This window comes from Cytobacillus sp. T106 (assembly GCF_040492155.1).
GTDB classification, from domain to species: domain Bacteria; phylum Bacillota; class Bacilli; order Bacillales; family Cytobacillaceae; genus Bacillus_AB; species Bacillus_AB infantis.
The window spans coordinates 20,711-45,966 of the sequence record NZ_JBEUMK010000025.1; the positions used below are offsets into that span (position 1 = coordinate 20,711).

25 protein-coding genes and 1 riboswitch are annotated in these 25,256 nt (G+C 45.9%); of the genes, 21 read left to right on the forward strand and 4 right to left on the reverse strand.

The window, feature by feature from the left end; translation table 11 throughout:
• Positions 1–112: 112 nt before the first annotated feature.
• Both ABU165_RS24150 and ABU165_RS24155 read right to left on the reverse strand, forming a co-directional pair.
• Positions 113–1,888, reverse strand: coding sequence for a sensor histidine kinase (locus ABU165_RS24150; protein ID WP_318060530.1), 1,776 nt, complete (start codon positions 1,886–1,888; stop codon positions 113–115).
• Positions 1,885–2,595 carry a response regulator transcription factor gene (locus ABU165_RS24155; protein WP_009792285.1) on the reverse strand — a complete coding sequence of 237 codons (711 nt, stop codon included), beginning with the start codon at positions 2,593–2,595 and terminating at the stop codon, positions 1,885–1,887. Before ABU165_RS24155 ends, ABU165_RS24150 begins: the two co-directional genes overlap by 4 nt.
• A 174-nt stretch (positions 2,596–2,769) precedes the next feature.
• Here ABU165_RS24155 and ABU165_RS24160 point away from each other — a divergent pair, with 174 nt between their 5' ends.
• The 15 genes from ABU165_RS24160 (at position 2,770) to ABU165_RS24230 (ending at position 18,262) form a co-directional block, all read left to right on the forward strand.
• Positions 2,770–3,975, forward strand: coding sequence for a DUF418 domain-containing protein (locus tag ABU165_RS24160; protein WP_318060529.1), 1,206 nt, complete (start codon positions 2,770–2,772; stop codon positions 3,973–3,975).
• A 113-nt stretch (positions 3,976–4,088) separates the two neighbouring features.
• On the forward strand, positions 4,089–4,718 hold the full coding sequence (locus tag ABU165_RS24165) for an NUDIX hydrolase (RefSeq protein ID WP_318060528.1): 630 nt from the start codon (positions 4,089–4,091) through the stop codon (positions 4,716–4,718).
• 80 nt (positions 4,719–4,798) lie between these two features.
• Positions 4,799–5,224 (forward strand): ASCH domain-containing protein, encoded by a 426-nt coding sequence (locus ABU165_RS24170; RefSeq protein WP_022543336.1) that lies wholly within the window; start codon positions 4,799–4,801, stop codon positions 5,222–5,224.
• A gap of 98 nt (positions 5,225–5,322) precedes the next feature.
• A complete protein-coding gene (locus ABU165_RS24175; protein WP_094768120.1) occupies positions 5,323–6,033 on the forward strand; it encodes a class I SAM-dependent methyltransferase in 711 nt (236 codons plus the stop codon).
• Between the two features lie 199 nt (positions 6,034–6,232).
• Positions 6,233–7,468 (forward strand): cation:proton antiporter, encoded by a 1,236-nt coding sequence (locus ABU165_RS24180; RefSeq protein WP_094768178.1) that lies wholly within the window; start codon positions 6,233–6,235, stop codon positions 7,466–7,468.
• A 262-nt stretch (positions 7,469–7,730) separates the two neighbouring features.
• On the forward strand, positions 7,731–8,513 hold the full coding sequence (locus ABU165_RS24185) for a threonine/serine exporter family protein (RefSeq protein ID WP_094768122.1): 783 nt from the start codon (positions 7,731–7,733) through the stop codon (positions 8,511–8,513).
• An 11-nt stretch (positions 8,514–8,524) separates the two neighbouring features.
• Complete coding sequence (locus tag ABU165_RS24190) at positions 8,525–8,965, forward strand: threonine/serine exporter family protein (RefSeq protein ID WP_009792276.1); 441 nt, start codon at positions 8,525–8,527, stop codon at positions 8,963–8,965.
• Positions 8,966–9,182: 217 nt separating this feature from the next.
• Positions 9,183–10,925, forward strand: coding sequence for an ABC transporter ATP-binding protein (locus tag ABU165_RS24195; protein WP_311225049.1), 1,743 nt, complete (start codon positions 9,183–9,185; stop codon positions 10,923–10,925).
• Positions 10,906–12,753, forward strand: a complete 1,848-nt coding sequence (locus tag ABU165_RS24200) for an ABC transporter ATP-binding protein (protein WP_318060527.1) — start codon at positions 10,906–10,908, stop codon at positions 12,751–12,753. The genes ABU165_RS24195 and ABU165_RS24200 overlap by 20 nt, the downstream gene beginning before the upstream one ends.
• Before the next feature lie 173 nt (positions 12,754–12,926).
• Entirely contained in the window at positions 12,927–14,384 is a 1,458-nt protein-coding gene (locus ABU165_RS24205) for an alanine/glycine:cation symporter family protein (protein ID WP_318060526.1), read from the forward strand.
• Positions 14,385–14,659: 275 nt separating this feature from the next.
• Positions 14,660–15,385, forward strand: coding sequence for an alpha/beta fold hydrolase (locus ABU165_RS24210; RefSeq protein WP_318060525.1), 726 nt, complete (start codon positions 14,660–14,662; stop codon positions 15,383–15,385).
• Between the two features lie 379 nt (positions 15,386–15,764).
• Positions 15,765–16,427: a helix-turn-helix transcriptional regulator gene (locus tag ABU165_RS24215; protein WP_318060524.1), complete on the forward strand. Its 663-nt coding sequence runs from the start codon at positions 15,765–15,767 to the stop codon at positions 16,425–16,427.
• Between the two features lie 195 nt (positions 16,428–16,622).
• Positions 16,623–17,102 carry a hypothetical protein gene (locus ABU165_RS24220; RefSeq protein ID WP_318060523.1) on the forward strand — a complete coding sequence of 160 codons (480 nt, stop codon included), beginning with the start codon at positions 16,623–16,625 and terminating at the stop codon, positions 17,100–17,102.
• 153 nt (positions 17,103–17,255) lie between these two features.
• On the forward strand, positions 17,256–17,729 hold the full coding sequence (locus tag ABU165_RS24225) for a hypothetical protein (RefSeq protein ID WP_318060522.1): 474 nt from the start codon (positions 17,256–17,258) through the stop codon (positions 17,727–17,729).
• A 248-nt stretch (positions 17,730–17,977) separates the two neighbouring features.
• On the forward strand, positions 17,978–18,262 hold the full coding sequence (locus ABU165_RS24230) for a hypothetical protein (RefSeq protein ID WP_094768126.1): 285 nt from the start codon (positions 17,978–17,980) through the stop codon (positions 18,260–18,262).
• A 185-nt stretch (positions 18,263–18,447) separates the two neighbouring features.
• Here the strand turns inward: ABU165_RS24230 and ABU165_RS24235 are convergent, their stop codons facing one another.
• Positions 18,448–19,374 (reverse strand): DMT family transporter, encoded by a 927-nt coding sequence (locus ABU165_RS24235; RefSeq protein WP_248138735.1) that lies wholly within the window; start codon positions 19,372–19,374, stop codon positions 18,448–18,450.
• 184 nt (positions 19,375–19,558) lie between these two features.
• On the opposite strand from ABU165_RS24235, the gene ABU165_RS24240 reads away from it, so the two are divergent.
• The 6 genes from ABU165_RS24240 (at position 19,559) to ABU165_RS24265 (ending at position 24,071) form a co-directional block, all read left to right on the forward strand.
• Positions 19,559–20,053 carry an Lrp/AsnC family transcriptional regulator gene (locus ABU165_RS24240; RefSeq protein ID WP_129613592.1) on the forward strand — a complete coding sequence of 165 codons (495 nt, stop codon included), beginning with the start codon at positions 19,559–19,561 and terminating at the stop codon, positions 20,051–20,053.
• A gap of 65 nt (positions 20,054–20,118) precedes the next feature.
• A riboswitch (TPP riboswitch) is annotated at positions 20,119–20,220 on the forward strand.
• 62 nt (positions 20,221–20,282) lie between these two features.
• The gene (locus tag ABU165_RS24245; RefSeq protein ID WP_101551826.1) at positions 20,283–20,948 is read left to right on the forward strand and encodes a thiamine phosphate synthase; all 666 of its coding nucleotides are present in this window, start codon (positions 20,283–20,285) and stop codon (positions 20,946–20,948) included.
• Positions 20,932–22,083, forward strand: coding sequence for a glycine oxidase ThiO (gene thiO, locus ABU165_RS24250; protein WP_318060521.1), 1,152 nt, complete (start codon positions 20,932–20,934; stop codon positions 22,081–22,083). The genes ABU165_RS24245 and thiO overlap by 17 nt, the downstream gene beginning before the upstream one ends.
• A complete protein-coding gene (thiS, locus tag ABU165_RS24255; protein WP_009792264.1) occupies positions 22,080–22,283 on the forward strand; it encodes a sulfur carrier protein ThiS in 204 nt (67 codons plus the stop codon). The genes thiO and thiS overlap by 4 nt, the downstream gene beginning before the upstream one ends.
• Before the next feature lies 1 nt (position 22,284).
• Positions 22,285–23,052 carry a thiazole synthase gene (locus ABU165_RS24260; protein WP_009792263.1) on the forward strand — a complete coding sequence of 256 codons (768 nt, stop codon included), beginning with the start codon at positions 22,285–22,287 and terminating at the stop codon, positions 23,050–23,052.
• The gene (locus ABU165_RS24265) at positions 23,049–24,071 is read left to right on the forward strand and encodes a thiazole biosynthesis adenylyltransferase ThiF (RefSeq protein ID WP_318060520.1); all 1,023 of its coding nucleotides are present in this window, start codon (positions 23,049–23,051) and stop codon (positions 24,069–24,071) included. The genes ABU165_RS24260 and ABU165_RS24265 overlap by 4 nt, the downstream gene beginning before the upstream one ends.
• Before the next feature lie 435 nt (positions 24,072–24,506).
• On the opposite strand, the gene ABU165_RS24270 is transcribed toward ABU165_RS24265, so the two are convergent.
• Positions 24,507–25,256: hypothetical protein (locus tag ABU165_RS24270; RefSeq protein ID WP_353762697.1), on the reverse strand; the 750-nt coding region annotated here is incomplete at its 5' end.

Here is a 25,256-nt window from a genome sequence, read left to right on the forward strand (position 1 = left end):
CGGCCGAAGAGCCCAAGCGTTTTTGTATGTTTTTAGGAAGTTATTTCTTTCGTTTCTTACACTTTTCCTCATTTTAACGGACTGCCTAAGCTAATTACCAGCATTTCATTGGCTATGCCAACCCCTCCAGCCAGCCTTCTTTCTCCAGCCCCTCTCCCAAAGGAAATTCCAGCCTGAAAACAGTCCCCCTATGTTTGACAGAAGAGACATGAATGCTCCCGCCATGCAGCTCGGCGATGGCGCGGGCAATGCTCATGCCGAGGCCGGCGCCTTCTGTTTGTTCGTCTGTGCTTGTGCCGCGGAAATAGCGGTCGAAGAGGTGCCTGACTGTTTCTTCGTCCATTCCTGTACCGTTGTCAGAGATGGAGACAATGGCGGTTCCCCCCTGACTGCTGACTGAGGCGGTAATGCTAGTGCCCTTTGGGTTATGCTTGATGCAGTTATAGATAAGGTTATCGAGCATCCGCTCAAACCAGCGTATATCTGCTTGTATAAAAAGAGCTGTATTTGCACCTTCAAAGTTAAAGGGAACATCCTCAAGGGTGCGATCGTTGACAAATTTCAGCATGATGCCTCGCACAAGTTCATTCAGATCGGCAGGCTTCAGCTGATGGGGGAGCGACTGATTTTTGAGCTGGAAGGCAAGGGAGAAGTCCTCAATGAGGGCGGTCATATAATCTCCTTTTTCCCGGATCATTTTGCCCATGTCCAGAAGCTCTTCTTCTGTCCAGCGGTACTGCCCGCTTTCAAGCAGATGGGCATAGCCCTGGATCGTTGAAAGGGGTGTCCGGAGATCGTGGGAAATGCCGGTCATCCACTCTTCACGCGTTTTGTCCAGCCGGTCCCTTTCCTTGTCTGAGGCAGAAAGCTTTTCAGCCATTTCGTAAAAGGCACCGATCACTTCTTTATAAAGCTTGTATCTCAGGCGCACCTTTCCGTTATTACGGAAGACCTTTTTGCGTTCTTTCTCTGTCAGCACTTCCTCGTAATTTCCGTAGCCCATCCTTTCCAGCCAGCCGGTGAAGAGAAGGAGAGGCTGGCCGTACCGGAAGCCATGCCAGAAGGAAATGCCTATGGTCAAGGCGAGCAGGACAGCTGCGAGGATGACGATGACCCTCATTACCTCGGAGAGAAACGCAAATCCTTCAGGCTCTGCCTCTTGCCTGGGTGTGTGCATAATCCAAGTGAAACCCGATTCCGGATCATTGAAGATCGTTGTATGGGTTTCGAATTTTCCCGGTGATTTTGTCCTGACAAGCACATCGAGCGGCTTGTAGTCTTCCTTCATTATTTCAGACCCGGCGGATTGGACAATTTTCCCTTCCTGGTTTACCACATGGATGGAGCCTTCCAATGGCTCTAATTCCCGTTCAAGCTTCTTCAGGTTTTCATCAGGGAGCCTGCCGCTGCTGGAATACTGTGAAAACCAGCGCTGGAGGCTCTCCAGCTCATTGTTTTCATAGCCGAGCATATAAAAATAAGGGTCTTTAAAAGTGGTGTCGACCTCGGAGTAAACATAGAAGCCTTCATATTGATTCGTTTTTTCAATCTGGAGGATCTCGCTGACAGAGTATGAGTCAGGCAGGAGTTCAGGCGTATTTTCAGACCCGATGACCTTTCCTTCCATATCTACAACCTGCACCCAGAGATTCCGTTCTTCAAGCTGATGCTTCCAGGCATCACTGATGGTGGCCTTGTTCTCCTCAATCAGCGTATCGATCGTAATGCCTTCCAGAGCACCGGCGGGCCAATTTTGCTTCATTTCTTCTCTGTTTAAATGCATCAGCAGCACAAATAGAAGCACCAGAGAAAAAATCGCGACAAACACGATAATGGAAATGAACTGAAGAGAGAAGTGAAGGGCAAGCCTGCGCCTGAGCGACTTCATCCTTTTTTCCCCTTCACCAGCTTGTAGCCCAGCCCGCGCACGGTCACGAGCAGTTCCGGATGGCTCGGGTCTTTTTCGATTCTTTCCCTAATCCTCCGAATATGTACCGTAACGGTATTGTCATCCACAAAGCTGTCAAAGCCCCATACGGCTTCCAGCATCTGCGTTTTTGAGATGACGGTGTTCGGATGCTGGCACAAATACTGCAGAAGGAGAAATACCTGGGCAGGCGTCTGTACGGCCTTGCCCTCAACAATCAGGTCCCCTGCCTCTTCGTCCAGGATAAAACGCCCGAAATCATGCTTTCTGCCAGCCTCTTTTAAAGCAGGGGAAGGAGCCTGATTCCGCCGGAGCCTTGCCTTGATCCTCGCTGCGATTTCAAGCGGGTTGAAGGGCTTGGTAATATAATCGTCCCCGCCGATCGCAAATCCAGTCAGCACATCAAGGTCAGAGACGCGCGCTGTTAAAAATAGAATATAAGCGTCTGAGATCTCCCTGATTTTCGGGCAGATATCAAAGCCGCTCTGTCCGGGAAGCATGACATCAAGCACCACGATATCAATGGGGTGCCGGGAAACACACTCAAGCGCCTCTTCTGCTGTATAAGCTGTATGTATAGAGCTGAATCCTTCTTTTCTCAGAACAGTCTCCATTAATTTAACAATTGATTTCTCATCATCTACTAATAAAATTTCTGCATTTTCCACTTTTGCCCACCTCGGTCACTATCGTAGCACAGAAACCTTACGAGCATATTAACAACTTTTTCAAAAGTTTATCAGAAAGTAAACTTCTGTTTCTTCAAGGGAAATAGAAGCGGACTATACTAAGTGATAGATTTTAAGCTTCCTAATTAGGAAAGCAGATAAAGGAGTATGAAAATGGACGGGGAAAATAGGCGGATTCACGTAATCGATGGAATGAGGGGCTTTAGCCTGCTGGGTATCCTGGCAGCTAATATGCTGATTTTTCAATACGGACTGTTTGGGAAAGATGAGATGGAGGCTTTTTCACCTTCAGGGCTGGATCACTTCCTGCATGAGTTTTTGAAGGTTTTTGTTGAGAGCAGCTTCATGCCGATCTTCACTTTTTTATTCGGCTATTCTTTGATCAAGCTGAAAGAGGGGCTTGAAGATAAAGGTTTGAAATATAGAAGGCATCTGGTGCGGAGGTTTTTCCTGCTCCTTGTGCTGGGCGGATTGCACGGCGGTCTTCTGTGGGAAGGCGATATTCTTTTTTCTTATGGAATCATGGGCTTCTTTCTGCTCTTCTTCCTGAACAGGAAAAAGAAAACCCTGCTAGTATGGGGCATAGTGCTGTTGATTCTTGCTTCCTTCATGGGATATGGCATGCATACAGAGGTCCCAGCCGAAGAAGCAAAGAGGATGGAAGAGTATGTGGCCGATACAAATAAAATATTCGGCACAGGCACATACAGTGAGATTTCTCTTCATCGAAGCAATGCCGATCCTTTCGGCATGCCGGACTCTTTTTACCTGTTCATGATGCTGGCCATGCCATTCATCACAGCGCCATTATTCCTGTTTGGCATGTATGCTGCCAGGCGCCGCGCCTTCCATGAAATCGGCAGGAATAAAAGCAGATATCTGCTGTGGGGAGGTATCCTCGCCGGAGCGGGAATACTGCTGAAAGCTTCGCCGCTCATGGTGCAGGAAACAGGCTGGACGGGTGTTCTGTATATGTTTGGAGGAAATATCTTATCACTGGGCTACATCTTCCTTTTTGCCTGGCTGTACGCGGTGAAAGGAAGATTCGTCCTATTCAGGACCTTTGAAAGTGTTGGACGGCTTTCGCTGAGTAATTATCTATTGCAGTCTGTTATCTGCACCACTGTGTTTTATGGCTATGGCCTGGGAATGTTCGGCAAACTTGGCGTACTGGCAGGCATCCTGCTGACGGTGGCGATCTACAGCATCCAGCTGGCCGGAAGCTATTTCTATCTGAAGCTGCTCCGTACCGGCCCGTTTGAAAAAATCATGCGGATGTGGACCTATTTCTCCTTATCAGGAAGACCTAAGGCGAAGAAAGCCAAGGAAGCAGGCGACCTTCTTGCAGAAGCGCAATGACGGAAAGACCTGGAACTTATGCCTTCCGGGTCTTTTTGCCATGCAGGATTTTCCTGGTTATGGGAGAATAACTCTAAAGGACTGCAATTAACAACAAGCAGAGGAGAGATCATATGGAGCAGGAGCTTTTGAAAATATTCGATGATGAAGGAAATCAGATCGGAACGGCCACCAGGAAGGATGTGCACCGGCAGGGCTTTTGGCATGAAGCTTTCCACTGCTGGTTCATTCAGCGGGAAGAGGACAAGGTTTATATATATGTACAGCTCAGAAGCAAAGAGAAAAAAGATTATCCTGACCTTCTGGATATTACGGCGGCCGGTCATCTGCTGGCCGAAGAAACCGTTGAAGATGGCGTGAGGGAGATCAAGGAGGAAATCGGGATCGATGTCGATATCGAAGAGCTGTCACCGCTGGGCATCATTAGATATTGCATTGAGAAGGAGAACTTCATTGATAAAGAAATGGCAAATGTGTTTCTCTACAAATGCTCCCAGCCGTTCAGCGAGTATGAGCTGCAGCAGGAGGAAGTAGCCGGGATTTACCGGATCGAATGGGACAGCTTCAAGAAGCTTTGGGAAGGCGGGGACGGCAAGGTGCAGATGGAAGGCTTTGAGATTGGCAGTGCCGGCGAGAAAATCTATCTGGAAAAAGAAGCTGACATCGGAGATTTCGTACCGCATGACCGCTCCTACTACCAGGAAGTCATTAAAGGCATTTCGCAGCGGCTTGATTTGATGTAGCAGACCGGTCTGCTCCTCAAAACATAAATTCTCCCTGAGATAGCAGACTATAGCTAGATAGCAGGAGGGGAGGATCAAGATTGAAGGTATTAACGATGAAGCAGCCATGGGCCAGCCTGTTTGCCCTGCGGGAGGCAGAATATGAAACGAGAACATGGAAAACCGCCTACAGAGGTGCTTTAGCCATCCATACCAGCCAGAAAATCGATGTGAAAGCCTGCCGGCGAAAGAATGTGTCGGAGCTTTTGGGCAGGCACGGGTACTCAGAAGAAAATCTTCCTGCCGGGCAGATCATAGCAGTCTGCACCCTGGTGGATTGCTTTAAAGTCATAGATCACTCCGAGTCAGGGGCGGTGCTTGAAAATGGGGTGATTATATCCGGTCAGGAGCTCTATCTGGGCGACTACCGGATTGGCTGCTATGCCTGGCAGGTCAGCGGCATGGAAATCCTGAAAGAGCCAATTCCTGCCAAAGGCCGTCTGGGCTTATGGGAATACCCGCTTTGATGGCGGGTTTTTCTATTTAAGCAGGAAAAGACTGACTAGGCGGCATTTTTATAAAACAAACACAATACCTATTCCTGAAAAACGAGGTGACATCCAAAATGAAGGCAAAGGTCAAACAAACATTTAACAGTCTGGCGGGCATTTATGAGCATCAGGTGGATGATGGGAGTTTGTTTAACAGCGAGTTTGAAAGGCCGGCGATGCTTGAGCAGCTCCCGGACAGCCTGGAGGGTAAGGATATTCTGGACGCAGGATGTGCGGCCGGTTGGTATACGGCTGAACTGGCCAGGAGGGGTGCAAATGTAACGGGTGCAGACCTGAGCCCTGAAATGATCAGCTCTGCGAAGAGGCGCATTGGCAATAAAGCGAGACTTGTCTGCTGTGACCTGGAGGGAGAGCTGCCCTTTGACAGCCATTCTTTCGACTGGATCATCAGCTCTCTTACTCTTCATTATCTGAAGGACTGGAATCAAACCTTTGCAGAATTCCACCGGATTCTAAGGCCGGGCGGAACGATCCTTTTTTCCGTCCACCACCCGTTCATGGATATGAAGCTGCTGGATGAACCGGACTACCTGGCTGCAGAAATGATTGTGGATCGATGGACAAAAGCAGGGCAAACCTTTGATGTCCCTTTTTACCGAAGGCCGCTCCAGGATATCATCAATAAGACAATTGCCCGCTTTTCAATGCAGGAGCTGATTGAGCCCCGCCCGACACAGGTCTTTAAAGAGCGAAGGCCTGAACAGTATGAAAAGCTCATGAAGGCGCCTCATTTTTTAATTGTGCGGGCCGCAAAAGCTTTGTGAAACCCACCGGTCTTTAAGTCATATAGTCAGCACTAAAGCATTCTTCCTATGCATGAAAAATACTCCCAGAAGGGATACTTGGGCTATAGCGGCATCCTTTTTCAATAGGTGGTTTTCTGCTGCCATATTGAGGTAAAGGCTAATGGCAGGGCATCTGCCAAATGCTTGCCGCTGCAAGGTCAGAAAGGGGAATTTTTCAGTGCATCATTTTGACGAGGTATTTATACAAATTTTATTCTTGCTTGCTATTTCAGTAACAGTCATCGCTATTGCCAAACTGGCAAAACAGCCTTATTCCATCGCCCTTGTACTGGTGGGGCTGATTCTGGGGCTTACCCATATACCGCTTCTTGAAGAAGCTGAGCAGTTTATTACACAATCGCATATTTTTCAGGCGATCATCATTTCTTTATTTCTTCCCATCCTGCTGGGCGATGCTTCCATTAAAATGCCATTTTCCCATGTGAAACAGGTAAGGAGGCCGATCCTGGCGCTTGCCTTTGGGGGGACCTTTCTGTCATTCCTTATTATAGGCTTGGGCTCCTATTATCTGCTGGATCTTCCGCTGGTGCTTTCCTTCACGTTTGCTTCCCTTATGAGCGCAACAGACCCAATCAGTGTCATATCAATATTCAAAACATTGGGCGTGCCAAAAAAACTGGTCACAATTATAGAAGGGGAATCCCTCCTCAATGATGGTGTGGCCGTTGTATTGTTCCAGATATCCTCCATCTACCTGCTTACGTACATAGAAATGGGCTGGACCGGGATTGCGAGCGGTGTTTGGCTGTTCATCAAATTCAGTGTAGGAGGAGCCCTGCTTGGAGCCTTGCTGGGCTATATTTTTTCACAGATCATCCGCATTTATGATGACTACCCGCTCGAAATTGCGTTCTCGATCCTGCTGTTCTTCGGCAGCTATTTTATCGCAGAGCATCTGGAGGTATCAGGTGTTATCGCGGTAGTGGTCGGAGGGGTCATTTTCGGGAATTATGGCGCAAGGATCGGCATGTCCGAGACAACGAAGACCAATATCAGCTCTTTCTGGGATGTGATCACCCTGATCGCCAATTCTCTGATTTTCCTGATGATCGGCCTGGAAATCAAAAACATCAGCTTTATCAATAATTGGTGGACGATTGTCCTGGCCATTGTCATTGTGCTGGCAGGCCGAACCATTGCCCTTTACAGCAGCCTTGCATTTGTCAAAGACTTTTCCGGCCAATACAAAATCCTGCTGAACTGGGGAGGCTTAAAGGGAAGTCTGTCAATTGCCCTGGCTTTGAGCCTTCCGCCTTCTTTTGCAGGCAGGGATACAGTCCTGCTCCTTGCTTTCAGCGTGGTTCTGTTCTCTCTGATCGTCCAGGGGCTCACAATCAAGCCGATTATTCAGAAGCTCGGGATAAAACCTGTCCCTGATGATGATAAAATATGAACTGAAATCCATTCAGCATGCTGGATGGATTTTTGGCTGGGGAAGGAGAGACCGGGTGATCTTTAAAAGGGCTTGAAGTTATGCGATTTATCTTTCTTTTATAAGGAAAGGAAATTAAAATTGCCTCTGCCATCCTTCATGCTTTACACTGTAAAAAGTGCATGGGGGAATATATATCCCAGCAGGGCAAAATTCCGGAAGAAAACAAAGGCGGGATCGCTCCTGCTTTGTTTGACCGGGACCTCAGCCAAGTGATTTGTGCATGGAGGGAGAGCCAGTGGAGGAATTCAAGAACGATACATATGAAATCATGGAGGTTTGCCTTCTTGCCGGAAAAATCATGCTCCAAAGCGGTGCTGAAACATACCGGGTTGAGGATACGATGATGCGGATCGCTGCTTCCTTCGGGGTTGACCAGTCACACAGCTATGTCACGCCGACTGGCATCATTTTTTCCATTGAAGGCCATGAACCGACCAAAACGAAACTGATCAGGATTTCCGAACGGGGAACTGATCTTGATAAAGTCACCATCGTCAACAGCATTTCCCGCAATATCAGCAGCGGGGAGCTGACAGTGAAGGAGGCTCTGCAGTCATTGCGGGAAGTAGAGGCTGCCCCAATGGCGTATTCGCTGCTTCTTCAGATACTGGCGGCTGCCATTTCCAGCGGCTGTTTCCTGATCATGTTCAAGGGGAGCTGGGAGGACTTTCTGCCCGCGGTAGTATGCGGCGGACTTGGTTTCATTTCTTTTATCTATTTTCATAAATGGGTGCCGATCAAGTTCTTTGCTGAATTTGTGGCGGCATTTGTCATTGGCCTTGCATCTTATGCGTTTGTTTTTTCAGGGGCCGGCAATGAGCTGGATAAAATCATCATCGGATCGGTGATGCCGCTTGTGCCCGGCCTATTGATTACAAATGCGGTCAGGGATTTGATCGCTGGGCATTTGGTATCAGGACTGTCAAAAGGCGCTGAAGCATTTCTGACTGCCTTTGCCATCGGATCAGGCATCGCGGTGGTACTATCTTTCATCTCATTTTAAGGAGGCATTGCATGGAAACGATTGAACAGCTTGCAACAAGCTTTGTAGCATCGGCAGCATTCGGGATTCTATTCAATGCTCCGAAAAAGTCTTTGATCAAGTGCGGCACGGTCGGAACAATCGGCTGGCTCGTCTACTTCTGGATGGAATCATCAGGTGTGGATGCGGTTGGTGCCACCATTAGCGCTGCTTTTTTCGTGGCATTCACAAGCCAGTTTTTTGCAAGGGCCTATAAGACGCCGATCATCATTTTCAGCGTAGCCGGGATCATTCCGCTTGTACCGGGAGGGCTTGCGTATGATGCAATGAGGAATTTTGTTGAGAACGACTATAACACAGCCATCAGCCTTGCTGCGCGGGCCTTCATGATCTCCGGGGCAATCGCCATCGGGCTTGTATTCTCAGAGGTCATCAACCAGATTATCAAGAATGCGAGAAGGGTTCAGAGCTGAAGGATTTCCAGTAGATAAAACAAGGGAAGGCATGTATCTGCATGCCTTTTTGCATACAGTAAAAAGAATTAGCAGATAAATAATTTCAAAATTCCGTAAAAAGTCGTATGATAGTGTATATATTTAGTTAAACGAAAGATTAAGATTCTGAACTTTTTCCTCGAAAGGCGGGTAAAGGAAAAGCAATTCAGCAGGAATCAGACTTGGAGGACGATTTATGGGAAAGGTGTTTGGATTTTTAAAAATATACAGGGTTGCCGTCATTGTCGCTCTTTCATTGATGCTGACGGAGCTTGCGGTTGAGCTGCTTCAGCCGCTTTTGATGGCCAAAATCATTGATGAAGGAATCATGAAGAAGGATATGGATGAGGTCCTGATTTGGGGAGGGGTCATGGTTGGCATCTCGCTGATTGCCTTCGCGGCCGGCATCATCAATTCCTTTTATGCTGCGCATGTCAGCCAGAGCTTCGGCTTTGATATCAGGAAGAGTGTATTCAGGAAAGTGCAATCCTTCTCGTTCGCCAACTTTGCTATGTTTCCGGGCTCCTCTCTTATCACGAGGATGACCAATGATGTCACATTGCTCCAGAATATCGTCTTCATGAGCCTGCGCATCATGATGCGTGCCCCGCTCCTGGTTATTGGAGGCCTGATCATGGCGTTTGTTGTCAATGTGAAGCTCGCTTTGATTCTGAGTGCGGTTGTTCCATTTTTATTTATTTTCCTCATTTTTATTATGAATAAAGGCGGAGCCTTGTTTAAAAAAGTTCAGGAAAAACTGGATGACGTCAATAATGTCATGCAGGAAAATCTGGCTGGCATCAGGCTCATTAAAGCGTTTTTGCGCAGGAATCATGAAAGCGAAAGGTTCACAGAGGTAACAGGGGACCTGAAGGATCAGACTGTTTTTGCTCTGCGGCTGATGGAAGTGACGATGCCGATGCTTCTTTTGATCATGAATATAAGCATTATCGGTGTCCTCTGGTTTGGAAGCATCCAGGTGGATGACGGAAGCGCCAAAGTCGGGGAAGTGGTTGCTGTCATCAACTATGCCACAAGAATTACGGGTGCTCTTTCAATGCTTTCTTTTATCATCATGGCCTTTTCAAGGGCGAAAGCCTCGGCCGGCAGGATTGCCGATGTCCTGAATACAGAAGTGGATCTGAAGGATTCTGAGCAGGCCCTGGCTGGATTTGAAATTGAGGGAGGAGAAATCGAGTTTGATTCTGTGAGCTTCCGTTATCCAGGCACAGACACAGTGGTGCTTAACGGTGTATCCTTCAAAATAAAGGCCGGCGAGACGGCAGCCATCCTCGGTGCAACAGGTGCCGGCAAATCATCTCTGTTTCAGCTGATTCCCCGGCTGTATGACGTGACTGGCGGAACCGTCCGGATTGACGGCCAGGATATCGGCCGGGTCAAACTGGATGATTTGCGCAAGCAGATCGGCTTCGTCCCGCAGGAGGCGCTGCTCTTTACAGGAAGCGTCCAGGAAAATATCCGCTGGGGAAAAGAAGATGCGACCCCTGCAGAGGTGGAGGAAGCGGCAAAGAAGGCCCAGATTCATTCTTCCATTGAAAGGCTCTCCGCTAAATATGACACGAAGATCGGGCAAAAGGGCGTCAACCTTTCAGGAGGGCAGAAGCAGCGCCTTTCCATCGCCCGGGCCCTTGTCCGCAAGCCGAAGATACTTCTGCTGGATGACAGCACAAGTGCTTTGGATTTGAAAACAGAGGCAAAGCTGCTGCAGGCATTGCGGACGTATACCGCGACTACGCTGATCATTACGCAAAAAATCAGTACTGCGATAGAATCGGACCATATACTGCTGCTTGAAGACGGCAGGCTGATTGCCGAGGGAGACCACGAAACACTTCTGAGGGAATCGGAGCTGTATCAAAAGATCTTCAGGTCACAGTTCGGGGAGGAGGCGCTGGAGCATGTTCAGGGAGCTGACTGATCCATTCCGCTACAAGAAGATTGCTGTCTTGGAGAAAGAGAATCTCAAAAAGACAGCCGATGATGCAAAGAAACCAAAAGTAAAATCGAAGAACTGGGCAGGGACTCTCCGCAGGATCTGGAACTATCTCGCCGAGGAAAAAGGGCTCCTCTTCCTCGTCCTGCTCATGGTCATTCTCAGCAGTGTACTGGGGCTGCTAGGTCCGTTCCTCCTTGGGAGAGGGATTGACCAGTATATCGTAGAAAGAAGCAACAGCGGCTTTGCTGCCCTGCTAGCCGGGCTTGCTGCTATATATATTGTCTATTCTGCGTCCCTTTGGTTCCAGAACTATTGGATGATCGGGATTGCCCAGAACACAGTCTTTAAAATGAGGACCCAGCTTTTCCGCCACCTTCATAAACTGCCGATTCCGTTCTTTGATAAAAGGCAGCATGGAGAGCTGATGAGCCGGGTGACAAATGATATCGAAAATGTCAGCTCCACGCTGAACAGCTCGGTCATACAGGTTTTTTCCAGTGTGCTCACCCTTGTTGGGACCGTAGGGGTCATGCTGTGGCTGAGTCCGCTGCTTACCCTGATCACCATGATCATTGTTCCGGTCATGTTTTATGGGATGAAGTGGATAACCAACCGGACGGGCCGGCTTTTCAAGGAGCAGCAGCGCAACTTGGGAGAGCTGAATGGCTTTGTCCAGGAGACGATTTCCGGCCAGCGGATCGTCAAGACTTTTTCCCAGGAAGACAGAGTGATTGAAGAATTCATCGGCAAAGGCGAAAAGCTGCGGGCCGCAGGCTTCTGGGCCCAGACGTATTCAGGCTTCATCCCCAAGCTGATGAACATGCTGAATAATATGAGCTTTGCCATCATTGCAGGAGTGGGCGGCATTTTTGTCCTAAAAGGGATGATATCGATCGGCGTCATCGTCATTTTTGCCGAGTATGCCCGCCAGTTCACCCGCCCCCTGAATGACCTGGCCAACCAGTTCAATACCCTCTTGTCGGCTATCGCCGGTGCTGAACGGGTGTTTGAAATCATGGACCAGAAAGAAGAATTCGAGGATGAAGAGGATGCAGAAGAAATCAGCTTTATCAAAGGGGAAGTCGTGTTCAAGGATGTTTCTTTTTCTTATGAAAAGGGTGAAAATACAGTAACAGGCATCAATTTCAAGGCAAATACCGGGCAGACTGTGGCCCTTGTCGGCCCGACCGGCGCCGGAAAATCTACGATCATCAACCTGATCTCCCGGTTCTATAATTATGACAGCGGCAGCATCACGATCGATGGCCGTGAACTGAAAAAAATCAAGCGTGAAAGCCTAAGGCAGCATATGGCATTCGTACTCCAGGACTCGTTGCTTTTTCAGGGAACTGTCAGGGAAAATATCCGCTACGGAAAGCTGGATGCGACAGATGACGAAGTGGAAAAAGCTGCAAAAATGGCGAATGCACATTCGTTCATCATGAAGCTGCCGCAGCAGTATGATACCATCCTGAAGGGGGACGCCAGCGGAATCAGCCAGGGGCAGCGCCAGCTTTTATCCATTGCCAGAGCTTTCCTTGCCGATCCTTCGATATTGATTTTGGATGAAGCAACAAGCAGCATCGATACAATTACAGAAATGAAAATCCAGGAAGCCCTCCAGACCTTGATGGAAGGAAGAACAAGCTTTGTGGTGGCCCACAGGCTGAACACCATCCAGCAGGCCGACCAGATTCTTGTCCTTGATGAGGGCAGCATCATCGAGAAAGGCTCCCATGAAGAACTTCTTGAACAGGAAGGATTCTACCATGGGCTTTACCACAGCCAGCTGAAGGAAGAGGCCATATAGGAAAAAGGTGCACGGCCATTTGGGCTGTGCACCTTTTTTGTATTTCGGGGCAGGAGAGTTCTGTTCCTTCATTAATGTCTGTTGAAGGCAGAGCAAAAAAAGATTGTACTCCATTACCATTTCACATATAATTCTTAATAGGAAAAAGATTCAGAATAAAAGGGGGAATTTGTTTGGAAGGTTTTGTTAGCCAATTAAACGGCATTCTTTGGAGTACACCGGTCATTTATATCTGTCTTGCCGTCGGACTCCTGTTTTCCGTGTTAACCCGTTTTCTGCAGGTCAGGCACATTAAAGACATGGTGCTACTCATGTTCAAAGGCAAAAGTTCCGATGCGGGCGTTTCTTCTTTCCAGGCCTTATCTATTGCTCTTTCCGGCCGCGTGGGAACTGGTAACATCGCTGGTACCGCTACAGCAATCGCTATGGGCGGACCTGGTGCCGTCTTTTGGATGTGGGCAATTGCATTCATCGGTGCAGGAAGCGCCTTTGTGGAATCGACTCTTGCACAAATCTACAAAGTAAAACAGGATGGCTTATACCGCGGGGGCCCTGCTTATTATATTGAAAAGGGCATCGGCATCAAATGGTTTGCAGTTTTATTTGCGGTGGCTGCCCTGCTGGCTATGTCAGTGCTAATGCCTGGCATCCAGTCAAATTCCATTGCTCTGGGCATAGAAAATGCATTTGGTGTTAATGTATATATCACTGGAGGCATCATTGTCGTCCTTCTTGGCCTGATTATCTTTGGCGGGGTAAAAAGGATTGCAACGGTTGCTCAATATGCTGTTCCATTTATGGCGGTAGGGTATATCCTGGTGGCCTTAATTATCATTGCCATGAATATCGGCGAGCTTCCAGGCGTATTCTCCCTCATCTTCAGGAGTGCGTTTGCCGCAGATTCCATGTTTGGCGGAATTGTCGGCAGTGCGATCGCCTGGGGTGTGAAAAGGGGAATCTATTCGAACGAAGCCGGCCAGGGTACAGGTGCGCATGCTGCTGCGGCTGCAGAGGTATCACACCCGGCAAAGCAGGGGCTTGTCCAGGCCTTCTCTGTTTATATCGATACGCTTTTCGTATGTTCAGCAACAGCCTTTATGATTCTTTTCACCGGCATGTACAATACAGTCGGTGAGGACGGCACGACAATGATTGTAAACGGCCTTCCGGGAGTGGAAGCAGGCCCGGCATTCACCCAGGCTGCAGTTGACTCTGCACTTCCTGGCTTCGGTGCAGGATTTGTGGCAGTATCTCTATTCTTCTTTGCCTTTACAACGATCATGGCTTACTACTATATCGCCGAAACCAATATGGCTTATCTGATGCGCAATAAGGACGGCAGACTTTTGACTTTTATTCTGAAAATCGTATTGCTGGGGGCGACTTTTTACGGGGCCGTCAATGCAGCAGATCTTGCCTGGGCGCTTGGGGATGTCGGGCTCGGCCTGATGGTATGGCTCAATCTCATTGCCATCCTGATCCTTGCCAAACCGGCACTCATTGCCCTCAAGGATTACGAAGCACAGAAGAAGCAGGGTCTTGATCCGGTCTTCAACTCGAAGAAGCTTGGCATCAAAAATGCTGAGTATTGGGAAGAGGAATATGTGCAGCAGGATGAAAGAGTTTCATAATTGGAAAAAGGATGCCCTGGATGGTGAGTAGTCCCGTCTTATGGAGAAACATTTGAAATAGCACACTAATGAACAGGCCAAATCTCATATGATTTGGTCTGTTGTTTTTCCTTGTATATTGATGTTTTTGAATAGTAACACTTGAATCCACATACGGAATTACAGCTTCATAGTGACAATTGCTATTGGATTGTGCTCATTACGGTTTCGGAAAAACAAGGATATGGAATTTTCAAGAAGTAGAAGAAGTTATGCTTTTAGGAGGATGATTATAGTTGGAATGCATAAAGGATATTGGAGGAATTGAATTTTTTGTTAAGGACAATGGAAACGGTTCAATAATACTCTTTGAATCAGGGTACGGGAATGATTCAAATGTTTGGAATTCAATATATGAACAAGTAAGTTTATTTTCACGTGCAATAGCTTACGACAGAGCGGGATTGGGTAAGAGTTCACAGACAAAAGCAAGAAGAACCATTGATAATCAAGCAAGAGAACTTACAGAATTGATAGCAAGTATGTCATTAAAAGAACCAATTTATATAGTGGCTCACTCATTTGGGTCTCATATTGCAAGATTATTTGCTTATCTTCATCCGAGCATGGTGAGAGGTTTAATACTAATAGACCCCTCCCACGAAGAACAAGAAGATAAAATGAAAGATTTCTTGCCAGGTAGAGAGATAATGGAAACTTGGTATGAAATAGAGGGTTCTTACGATGATTGTTTACTTAGTGATGAAATAATGAAAAAAGTAAGGTTTGAAGGAGATAATTACTCTTTTCCTATATACATATTTACTGCGGGTATTCAGCCAATAAAAGAAGTATTTCCAATATGGAAACAACTTCATGAAGATATTCTTACTACTACTAATGGAGGTAAATATCATCAAGTGATTGAAGACTCACCACATTACATACACTTAGAACAGCCTGAAATTATTATAAATGTTATTAAGGATATTGTTCAAAACAAAATACTTCTTAAACTATAATGAGCACTAATTCAAAAAGGATTAGGGGGAGGTTAATTGAATAAGATTGAGCAAAAATGATATAGAATTAGGCTTATTTTCGTTCTTAAAACAGGTTTATAATAATCAAAGTGAACTTACAATTGGGTTTTTAGAAGAGCACTATTCATATTTAAGGATGGTGCTCTTTAATTTTGTTTTTAAATATTATAACGAACATAATGAAGATAGATTAAATTTAATTTCCTGGAAATCATTAATTTTATTTTTAAAAAGCTAAGGAAACGTTGATATATCAGCAATGACAAGATTCTTGTCACTAGAAAATTAAGATGTGAAAAAGCTTATCTAGTCATTTAAAGGAAACTAACATATTCTTACTTTAGAAAGGGGACAAATTATGGATTTATCGGTAAAAATCAAAAAGCTAAGAGCAGAAAATAATTTAACACAAGAACAATTAGCTGAAAAATTGCAAGTATCACGATCAACTATATCAAGTTGGGAAACTGGGAGAAGTTACCCTGACTTAGAAATGGTTATCGGAATTTGCGACTGTTTTAATGTTTCTTTAGATTTCCTACTAAGAGAGGATGAGAAAATGGTGAAGAAATTAAATTTTGGAATCAAGCAAAAAAGACTGTTGATAGGGTTAGTAGTTATTTTTACAGTATTGTTAACTAATACAGTAGTAAGCTCTACATCGTTTCAAGCTAGTCCAAAGAGTTTGGAGATTAGTAACGTAAGTGTAATTCGGGATTTAAGTTACAACGGAGAAAATCCAGACAGAGATTGGAATACAACAATTAATTTAGATTTGAAATCAAAAAATGTGTTCTTTAAACCTGTATCGGGGGATTTATTAGTATTCAATAATAATGGAAATTTAGCATTACAAACAAATTGGTCGTTTAGCCTTTTTAACATTTTTGATACACAGAGAACTGTTCAAGTTGATCAGTCTGTTTTAATTAATGAAAATGTATCAAATGATGATATCACTTTGAAAGTTAACGGAGACAAAAAATTAATACCATTTCATATATCTGATATTAATACCTAAAGCATTCTTCCTCTGAAATGATACTGGAATAAAATGTTTTTCTGCATATTCAACTGTAGGGTGCCTTGATCCAGGAAGGATTGGAGCACCTTTTTATTGAATTCCTTATTAAACAAACGGGGCGTTAGTTTTTAATAAGCAATCACAAAAGTAATGAGCATTTTACTTTAAAATAAGATTAAATGGGGGGGCTATATGCGAAAAATTTATCTAGATAGAACAGCATTCTCTGGAGCCATAGGTGTTAATTTAGAAGATACTGAGATTATATCAGCAGGAACATCCATTTATTCAATGGATGTTCATGATAGAAATGAGGAGTATCAAAGATACGCTAACGATTATGCTATTCAATTTATCTTTGACGATGAAATTCCGCATTTAGAGTTTTTTACGGTTCCACATGTAGATATTATGGCAAAAGATAGTAAAGGAGGATTTATCGGAACTGTTTATCAGCAGTGTGATTCGGAAAGTGACACACCAATTTGTTATATCAATAGGGAATTAGAGTGTTTTATAATTTCTGAAAACGTAGAAGATTTTCTGAGTAATATAGGAACATGGCAAGACAACATGAAACCCTATGATAAAATTACCGTTTATCGTTCGAAAGCAGAAGCAGAAACTGAACTAGAATTTATCGATTTGTCTGATATTCTTCCATTGTTATAATTTCTTCTTGAACTAACAGGTGCTTATGTTATAGATCAGCTGCCAAACCAGGCAGCTTTTCTTATATAACAACGGGGCAGGTTAGCTCAAGAAGGAATTTAGGGTACTTTGCATAAATATATTAATAAAGATAACTAATTGGAGGAGGTCTGTTTGAAAAAATTAATCGTTTTATTTCTGGGTTTGTTGCTAATCGGATGCTCAAATACAAAACAAACAATCAAAGAAGATAACTGGGAAGAAAGTGCAACATTAGTTAGAGAAGTTGTTGTTACAGACGATGGACAAAAAGGGGAATTTGTTTTTCGTATCGGAGATAACGGTAAACTAGGATTTGGAGAGTATGGGTCTTTTATTGCAGGTCAGGCACAAAAATATATGTGGCATTTTTGGGGAGATGAGAAAGTTCTAACTAAACCATTTAAAGTAATGGGAATCAGCAAAGAAACAGGTGAGGAAATAACAGTCTTCCAATTACCAGCCAGTAATAATCTTGTACCTAATACTGGAGCAGATCATCATCTTCCATCGTCAATGATGCTGCCAAGCCAAGGATTATGGAGATTAGAAGCCTATTTCGATGATAAATTGTTTGGGAATGTTGTTGTTAATGTTGAAGAACAATAAGTTTAACGAAAGGGTGGGTTAATCCAGGAAGGATTAACCGCCTTTTTTGTTGAAGTCCTTATTGAGCTAACGGGGCAGGTTTGTTGAATAAGAAAAAATGTTTTTTTTATAATTCAATATGGAAAAATTTATTAAAGTTGGAACTTTACTTCGAAATAAGATGTCTAATAAAAAGTAATGCAAAAAAATTGAGATGATGCAGATTGTATTATTACATGACAAAAATAAAAATAAATGGGGGTATAGGTATGTGGTTAATATTAGGGGTTTTTGCAATAGTATTAACTGTTATAAATCTTTCTTTGTATGCAGCAGGAAAGGATTATAAGCTTGCTATGGCGATGGCATTATCATTTACAGCATTAACAATTTGCGCAGATTACAGTTATTTAACTCGGTGGGTAAATGCGGAAGATTGGGCGGCTTTATCGGATGTAATACCTGGTATGGCAAGGGCATTTTGGTTTCTGACAATTGTTTCTATCTTGCTAAATATAGCACCTATATTCTTAGAACGAAAACGTAAGAAATAATGACTTATTATGTAAGTCTTTATGTATGACTAACGGGTAAAAAAGAACGCTTGGAATATCCATAATCCAAGCGTTTTTCTATGCTCTTGCATTGTTATTTATAGTGCTGAACAAAGTGCATCTTAGTGTATATTTTACCTTTTCTAACAGTGGAGTAACTATTTACCTTTTTGTTCATCCCTTTTCTAGTCTATAGCTGTAAGGGAAGCTTCCGGTTTGCCGCGTAGGCTTTTTCTTTGCCGCTGTGCCTGAAGGCGGGTAAACAGATAGCAGCCAAGGATGACGATCATGCCTCCGAGAAACTGGATTGCTTCAAGCTTTTCTCCGAGCAGCAGAAAAGCCAGGATCGCAGTGAAAACAGGGTTGAAATTCAGGAACACTCCTGCGGTGACAGCCCCGATTTTCTGGACCCCTTTATTCCAGAGCACCATGCATACAACGGTTGAAATGAGCCCGGTATAAAGCATGGATCCTGCAAAGGACAGATCAGGATTTTTGATTTGGAGATCAGAATAGCTGAATGGAAGCAGGATGGCCAATCCGAAGACCCCTGAATAAAAGGTCGACATGATCGGAGTAGTATATTTGCCGGCCCACTTGCCGAGGACTGAATAGATTCCCCAAATGCACACCGCTGCCATCATCCATAAATCCCCTTTATTAAACGTCAAAGACAGCAGCATTTCCAGATGGCCTTTGGTAAGGACAAGCAGGACGCCGAAGAGTGAAAACATCATGGTCAGAATCTGCGGCAGGTTAATCCTGTCTTTTAGAAAGAGTGCTGAAAAAACGGCGATTGAAATAGCGTTAAGCGTTGAAATCAGTCCGACATTTGTGGCCGTTGTTTCTTCCAGCGCCCAAAATTGAAAGATATTGAACAGCACTACACCTGTGATGCCCATCAGAATCAGCGGGACAAGCGATTTTGCAGGAGGCAGAAGCTTTTTTTCCTTCCGCAGCACGATAGGCAACAGGAAGATCACAGCAATGATCCATCTAAATGCGGTCAAGGCCACAGGGGAAGCATGCTCCACAAGCGACTTGCCTACAACAAAATTCCCGCCCCACAGCAGGGAGGTGAGAAGCATCAGGCATACATATAAAGCTGGCATAGGAGCAGCTCCTTCGATAGTTATTGAATTAATTTTAACATTTTCTCTTTGTGTTTTAATGATTATTTCGTACAATAGAGTAAATTTGAAATTTTATTAAGAGCAATTGTGTTTTTTGTGAATGAAATTAAATTAAGGATAGACTTAAACGGAGTTGGCGGAATAATCATAAGGAGGCTGTAAGATGGAATCGATTGTGAACAAGGTGCTGGATGACGTGGACTTAAAAATCCTTGATCTGCTCCAGAAGGATAGCCAAATAAGCAACGCTGAGCTTGCCAGGAGGGTCAGCCTGTCTGCCCCCGCCATTCATGGGAGGGTCAAGCGGCTCGAAAATGAAGGCTATATTGAGAAGCAGGTGGCAATTTTAAGCCAGGAAAAACTGGGCTTTGATCTGCTCTGCTTTATTTTCATCAGCACTAACATCCATCAGGCGGAAAAGCTGGAAGCACTGGAGGGCACGCTGGTGGATATGGCTGAGGTGCTGGAATGCCACTGCCTGACAGGAGAATATGATTATATCTTAAAAGTGGCCATCAAAGACCGGAAAGGGCTGGAACGGTTCATCCGAAAGCTGAATCAGCTCGGGATCACGAAGATACAGACAAGCCTCTCCTTGAGGGAAGTCAAATATTCAACGGTACTGCCGATTCTGCCTGACGGAGAAAAAACAGTCTGATTCAGATTTCGGGTTCTCCCTGCTGATCGTGTATGCTAAAATAAAAGAGAACAATTGAATAATAGAATTATCACTAGGGGAGCCTGCAAGAGGCTGAGATCAAGCATTTGAGACCCTTTGAACCTGATCTAGTTCATACTAGCGTAGGGAAGTGTGCCGAACGGTTATAAAAAGTACATATTTTTTTAGCCATAGATCATTAATCAGCCACTTTCCTGCGCAATGGGGAGTGGTTTTTTTGCGTCGTTTACAAGGTTGGCCCAGCAGGGATAAACTGCAGCTCCACGCCATTTCTGCAGGACAGCCGGCGGAGGAATTTATCAGGATAGCTTCAAGCATCTCGCGGAATGTGGACTATATTCATATCAGGGAGCATCACCTGACAGCGGCTGACATCTACGAGATGGGGAGAATTCTGCTGGAAAAGGGAGTCCCGGGGGAGCAGATCATCATTAATAACAGAGTGGATGCAGCGGCCGCATTGGGAGTGAAGGGAGTCCAGCTCGGCTATCACAGTCTTCCGGTACGGGAAGTGCGGATAACATTCCCTGGCCTGCTCATCGGAAAATCCGTCCACTCAATTGAAGAAGCTGTTCAGGCAGAAGAGGATGGCGCAGATTATGTCATGTATGGCCACTGTTTTCCGACCAGTTCCAAGCCAGGTATGGAGCCAAGGGGCCTCTCCAGCCTTGAGGAAATGACAGGAAGGCTTTCTATTCCGGTGATAGCGCTCGGGGGAATTTCTCCTGACAATATGGAACAGGTGATAAGGGCCGGAGCTTCAGGTGCTGCTGTACTCTCGGGAATTTTTAAAGCCGTCAGTCCGGAGGAGGCAGCCGGCGCATATAGGGTTGCACTGAACCGGGGAGGAGGCAGATATGAAGAAAGTTTATGATGTGATCATTGCCGGGGGCGGCATTATAGGGTGCTCTATCGCCTATCAGCAGGCGAAGCTTGGCAAGCAGGTGCTCATTCTGGAAAAAAGGGAGCTGTGTTCTGAAGCTTCTTCTGCCGCAGCCGGAATGCTCGGTGCCCAGGCAGAAATAGATGAGAATCTATCAATGCTGAAGCTGGCCCTGAAAAGCAGGGCCATGTTCCCTGACATCATCCAGGAGCTTGAGGATCTGACAGGAATCAGCATCGGCCTTGTTAATGAAGGAATGATAAAAATTGCTTGGGATGATGTAGAGGCAGAGGTCCTTAAGAAGCAGGTCAGATTCCATAAAGAATGGGACGGACAGGTAAGATGGATGGCTCAGGCAGAAATCTGCGAAAGGGAACCTCATCTCTCCCGGGGGCTCGCAGGCGGCATGCTGATTCCGAATGACGGCCAGCTGAATGCACCGAACCTGGCGCGTGCATTTGCGGTGGGGGCAATGGCCCGAGGTGCAGTTGTGCTGGAAGGGACGGAGATCGAAGACTTCATATTTGATAAAGAATCCGTCGAGGGTGTGATGACCAGCAAAGGAAGTTTTTATGGAGAAACCGTGATTGCTGCCGCAGGTGCCTGGACGGGAGAGCTGCTGAAAAAGGCAGATCTTGAGCTTCCTATTTTTCCTGTGAAAGGGGAGTGCCTCTCGGTCATTCCTGAAGGGCCTTTGATACGGTCGACGATCTTTTCCGATTCTGGCGGGTATCTTGTGCCCAAGAAGGATGGCCGCCTGATCATAGGTGCAACAAGCTATGAAAATGAGTTCAATCCTTCCGTTTCGTTTGGCGGAGTCAGGATGCTGGCCGAACGGGCCTATAAGCTGCTGCCCCAGCTCGCATCGGCACGGTGGGAAAAGGCATGGGCAGGAATCCGGCCGCAGACAGGTGACGGCCTTCCCTATATCGGCTGGCACCCGGCCTATAAGGGCCTGTTCATTGCAGCCGGCCATTACCGGAACGGCATCCTGCTCAGCCCAATCACGGGAAAAATGGTTTCTGATTCTATTGAAGGAACCGCAGCCGCAGAGGATAAGGAGCTTTACAGAGAATTTGAGATTGAGAGAGGTTTGAAAAAAGTGCAGGAGGGGTGGATTCGTTGAAGCTTCATGTGAATAGCAGTGATATCCTGGTGCCTGGCACCGTCAAGTCGGTAGGGGATTTACTGGAACATTTGAAACTGAATCAAAAGGCGGCGATTGTAGAATTGAACGCCGCTATTTTGGAAAAAAGCCAGCATGCTGAAACAGAGCTTGCAGAAGGTGATCGCATAGAAATCGTACATTTTGTAGGAGGCGGATGAAATGCTGAAAATCGGAACATATGAATTTAACTCAAGGCTATTGCTCGGAACAGGGAAGTATCCGGATTATGAAACGCAGAAAATGGCGGTCAAAGCATCACATACAGAGGTGCTGACTTTTTCAGTACGCCGCATGGATATTTTTGACCCGGAACAGCCGAATCTGCTGGAGGAGCTGGATGTGGAAAACTACAGGCTGCTCCCCAATACGGCGGGTGCAAAGACAGCAGAGGAAGCAGTCCGTACGGCAAAACTGGCAAGGGCTTCAGGCCTTTGCGACATGATCAAAGTCGAGGTGATCGGCGATATGAAAACACTGCTGCCGGATCCGATTGAAACCTTGAAGGCGTCCGAGGAGCTCTTAAAGGAAGGCTTCATTGTCCTTCCGTATATTTCGGATGATGTGATGCTGGCGAAAAGGCTGCAGGAAATGGGCGTGCATGCCATCATGCCGGGAGCATCGCCAATCGGCTCAGGCCAGGGAATCATCAATCCCCTCAATCTCAGCTTTATCATTGAACAAGCTGAAGTCCCTGTCATAGTCGATGCCGGGATCGGCTCCCCTGCAGACGCGGCCCTGGCGATGGAGCTCGGAGCGGACGGGGTCCTGCTGAACACGGCTGTTTCGGCCGCCAAGGATCCGGTCAAGATGGCCGAAGCAATGAAGCTTGCCGTGGAGGCGGGGAGGCTTGGCTATGAAGCCGGACGCATGCCAAAGAAAAAGTATGCTTCTGCAAGCAGTCCGATGGAAGGATTGAGCACTGTTTGAACGGCAGATACTCCAGGCAGGAGCTCTTTGCCCCGATCGGCGCCGAGGGGCAAGAGAACTTAAGCCGGAAGCATGTTCTGATCATCGGTGCCGGGGCACTCGGGAGCGGCAATGCCGAAGTGCTTGTGAGGGCTGGAGTTGGTAAAATTACCATCATTGACCGCGATTATGTAGAGTGGAGCAATCTGCAGAGGCAGCAGCTTTATACAGAGGAGGATGCGGCGGGGAGGGTCCCGAAGGCAATAGCTGCAGGCCGCCGTCTTCAGTCGGTCAATTCATCGGTTCAGATTGAGAGTATCGTAGGTGATGCCGGGCCTGAAGAGCTTGAGGCTCTCGCTGGCAGCATCGATCTGATCATGGACAGCACCGATAATTTTGACACGAGGATGGTCATCAATGACATTGCGGCCAAGCACTCAGTCCCATGGATCTACGGAGCCTGTGTAGGAAGCTATGGCATCAGCACAGCCTTCCTGCCCGGCGGCGAGACACCGTGCCTCAGCTGCCTGCTCGAGCAGGTGCCGGTCGGCGGGGCGACCTGTGATACAGCGGGGATCATTGCTCCCGCAGTCGGGATGACCGTCGCCTATCAGACGGCCGAAGCACTGAAAATATTGGTTGGAGATTTTAAGTCGGTGAGGCGGAAGCTAGTTACCTTTGATTTGTGGGAAAACCAGTTCTCAGCGGTGTCTACAAGCACCTTGAAAAAAGAAGACTGCCCTTCCTGCGGGGTGAATGCTGTGTATCCATATCTTGCTTATGAAAATAGGATGAAGACAGCGGTTTTGTGCGGGAGGAATACCGTACAAATCCGTCCGGGTGCTGGAATGGTGATTAGCCTGGATGCTGCAGCAGAGCAGCTTCGGCTTGCAGGCGGGATAGTAGAAAGAAATCCATTCCTGCTTTCTTTTGAAAAAGACGGTCAGCGGCTTGTTCTTTTTAAAGACGGACGGGCGCTGGTTCACGGAACGAAGGATATCCAGGAGGCGAAGCGGGTTTATCATCGGTATTTGGGGTAGTTTGGGGGCTGATTTGGCTGCTTTTTCTATGAGGATGGGGTTAGCTGGGGTAGTTCAGGGGAGGATATTTGCGAGTTCTGGATTTTATTTGCGGGAATTTGAATATATTTGCGAGTTTCGGAGTTTATTTGCGACTTTTAAATTATATTTGCGACTCCTCCCAAGCGCAGGTTTATGCGGCAAACCGGTTATTAGCAACTTTTGGATTTTATTAGCAACTTTTTGAGTTTATTAGCAAGTTTTCAATTTTACTAGCAACTTTCGCAATATACTAGCAACTTTCCCATTTTATTAGCAACTCGCCCCTCAAACAGCAAATCAAAAGGAGCCCTGCCGTCGCAGAGCTCCTTTCTTTTCGTAAGTTAACCGGATTCCTGCACCAGTCTCTTCTGAAGTCGCGAGTTTCAGCAGGTACAGCGCTGGAAGTTTGTAAGCTTACATCAGGTTTTCGAGTTCAAGACCAAGGTCAAGATCTAAACCTAATGAAGAGAAGTCTTCCTCTTCATATTCGCTGGACATGCCTGCAAGGTGAAGGCCAAGCTTTGCCCATAAAATAGCTTCTTCTTCATCGCTTAAAGAGGCAAGTCCCAAATCAGTCATTGCATCCAGGCGGGAAGCAGAATAATCTTCGTCATCATTATTCATAGCAGAAGCTGAAAGTCCAAGCCTGCTCCAAAGACCTGAATAATCTTCATCGTCTTGTGAAAATAAACCAAGATTGTTCATCAGATCAAAACGGGCAGAAGACTCATCATTTTCGTCATTGTTCATAGCAGAAGCATTCAAGCCTGTTTTGTTCCAAAATGAAGTTTTTTCCTCATCGTCTTCAGAAACAAAACCTAAATCATTTAAAAAATTCAAGCTGGCAGAAGATTCTTCATCATCCTTGTTCATCGCAAAAGCGTTCAACCCAGTGTTATTCCAAAAAGAAGTCATTTCGTCTTCGTCTTCAGAAACAAAACCAAGCTTGTTCATTGCATTAAGATTAGCAAAAGATTCTTCGTCATCCTTGTTCATTGCAAAAGCGTTCAAACCAGTGTTATTCCAAAAAGAAGTCATTTCATCTTCGTCTTCAGAAAAAAAACCAAGCTTGTTCATTGCATCAAGATTGGCAGAAGATTCTTCGTCATCCTTGTTCATCGCAAAAGCATTCAAACCAGTGTTATTCCAAAAAGAAGTCATTTC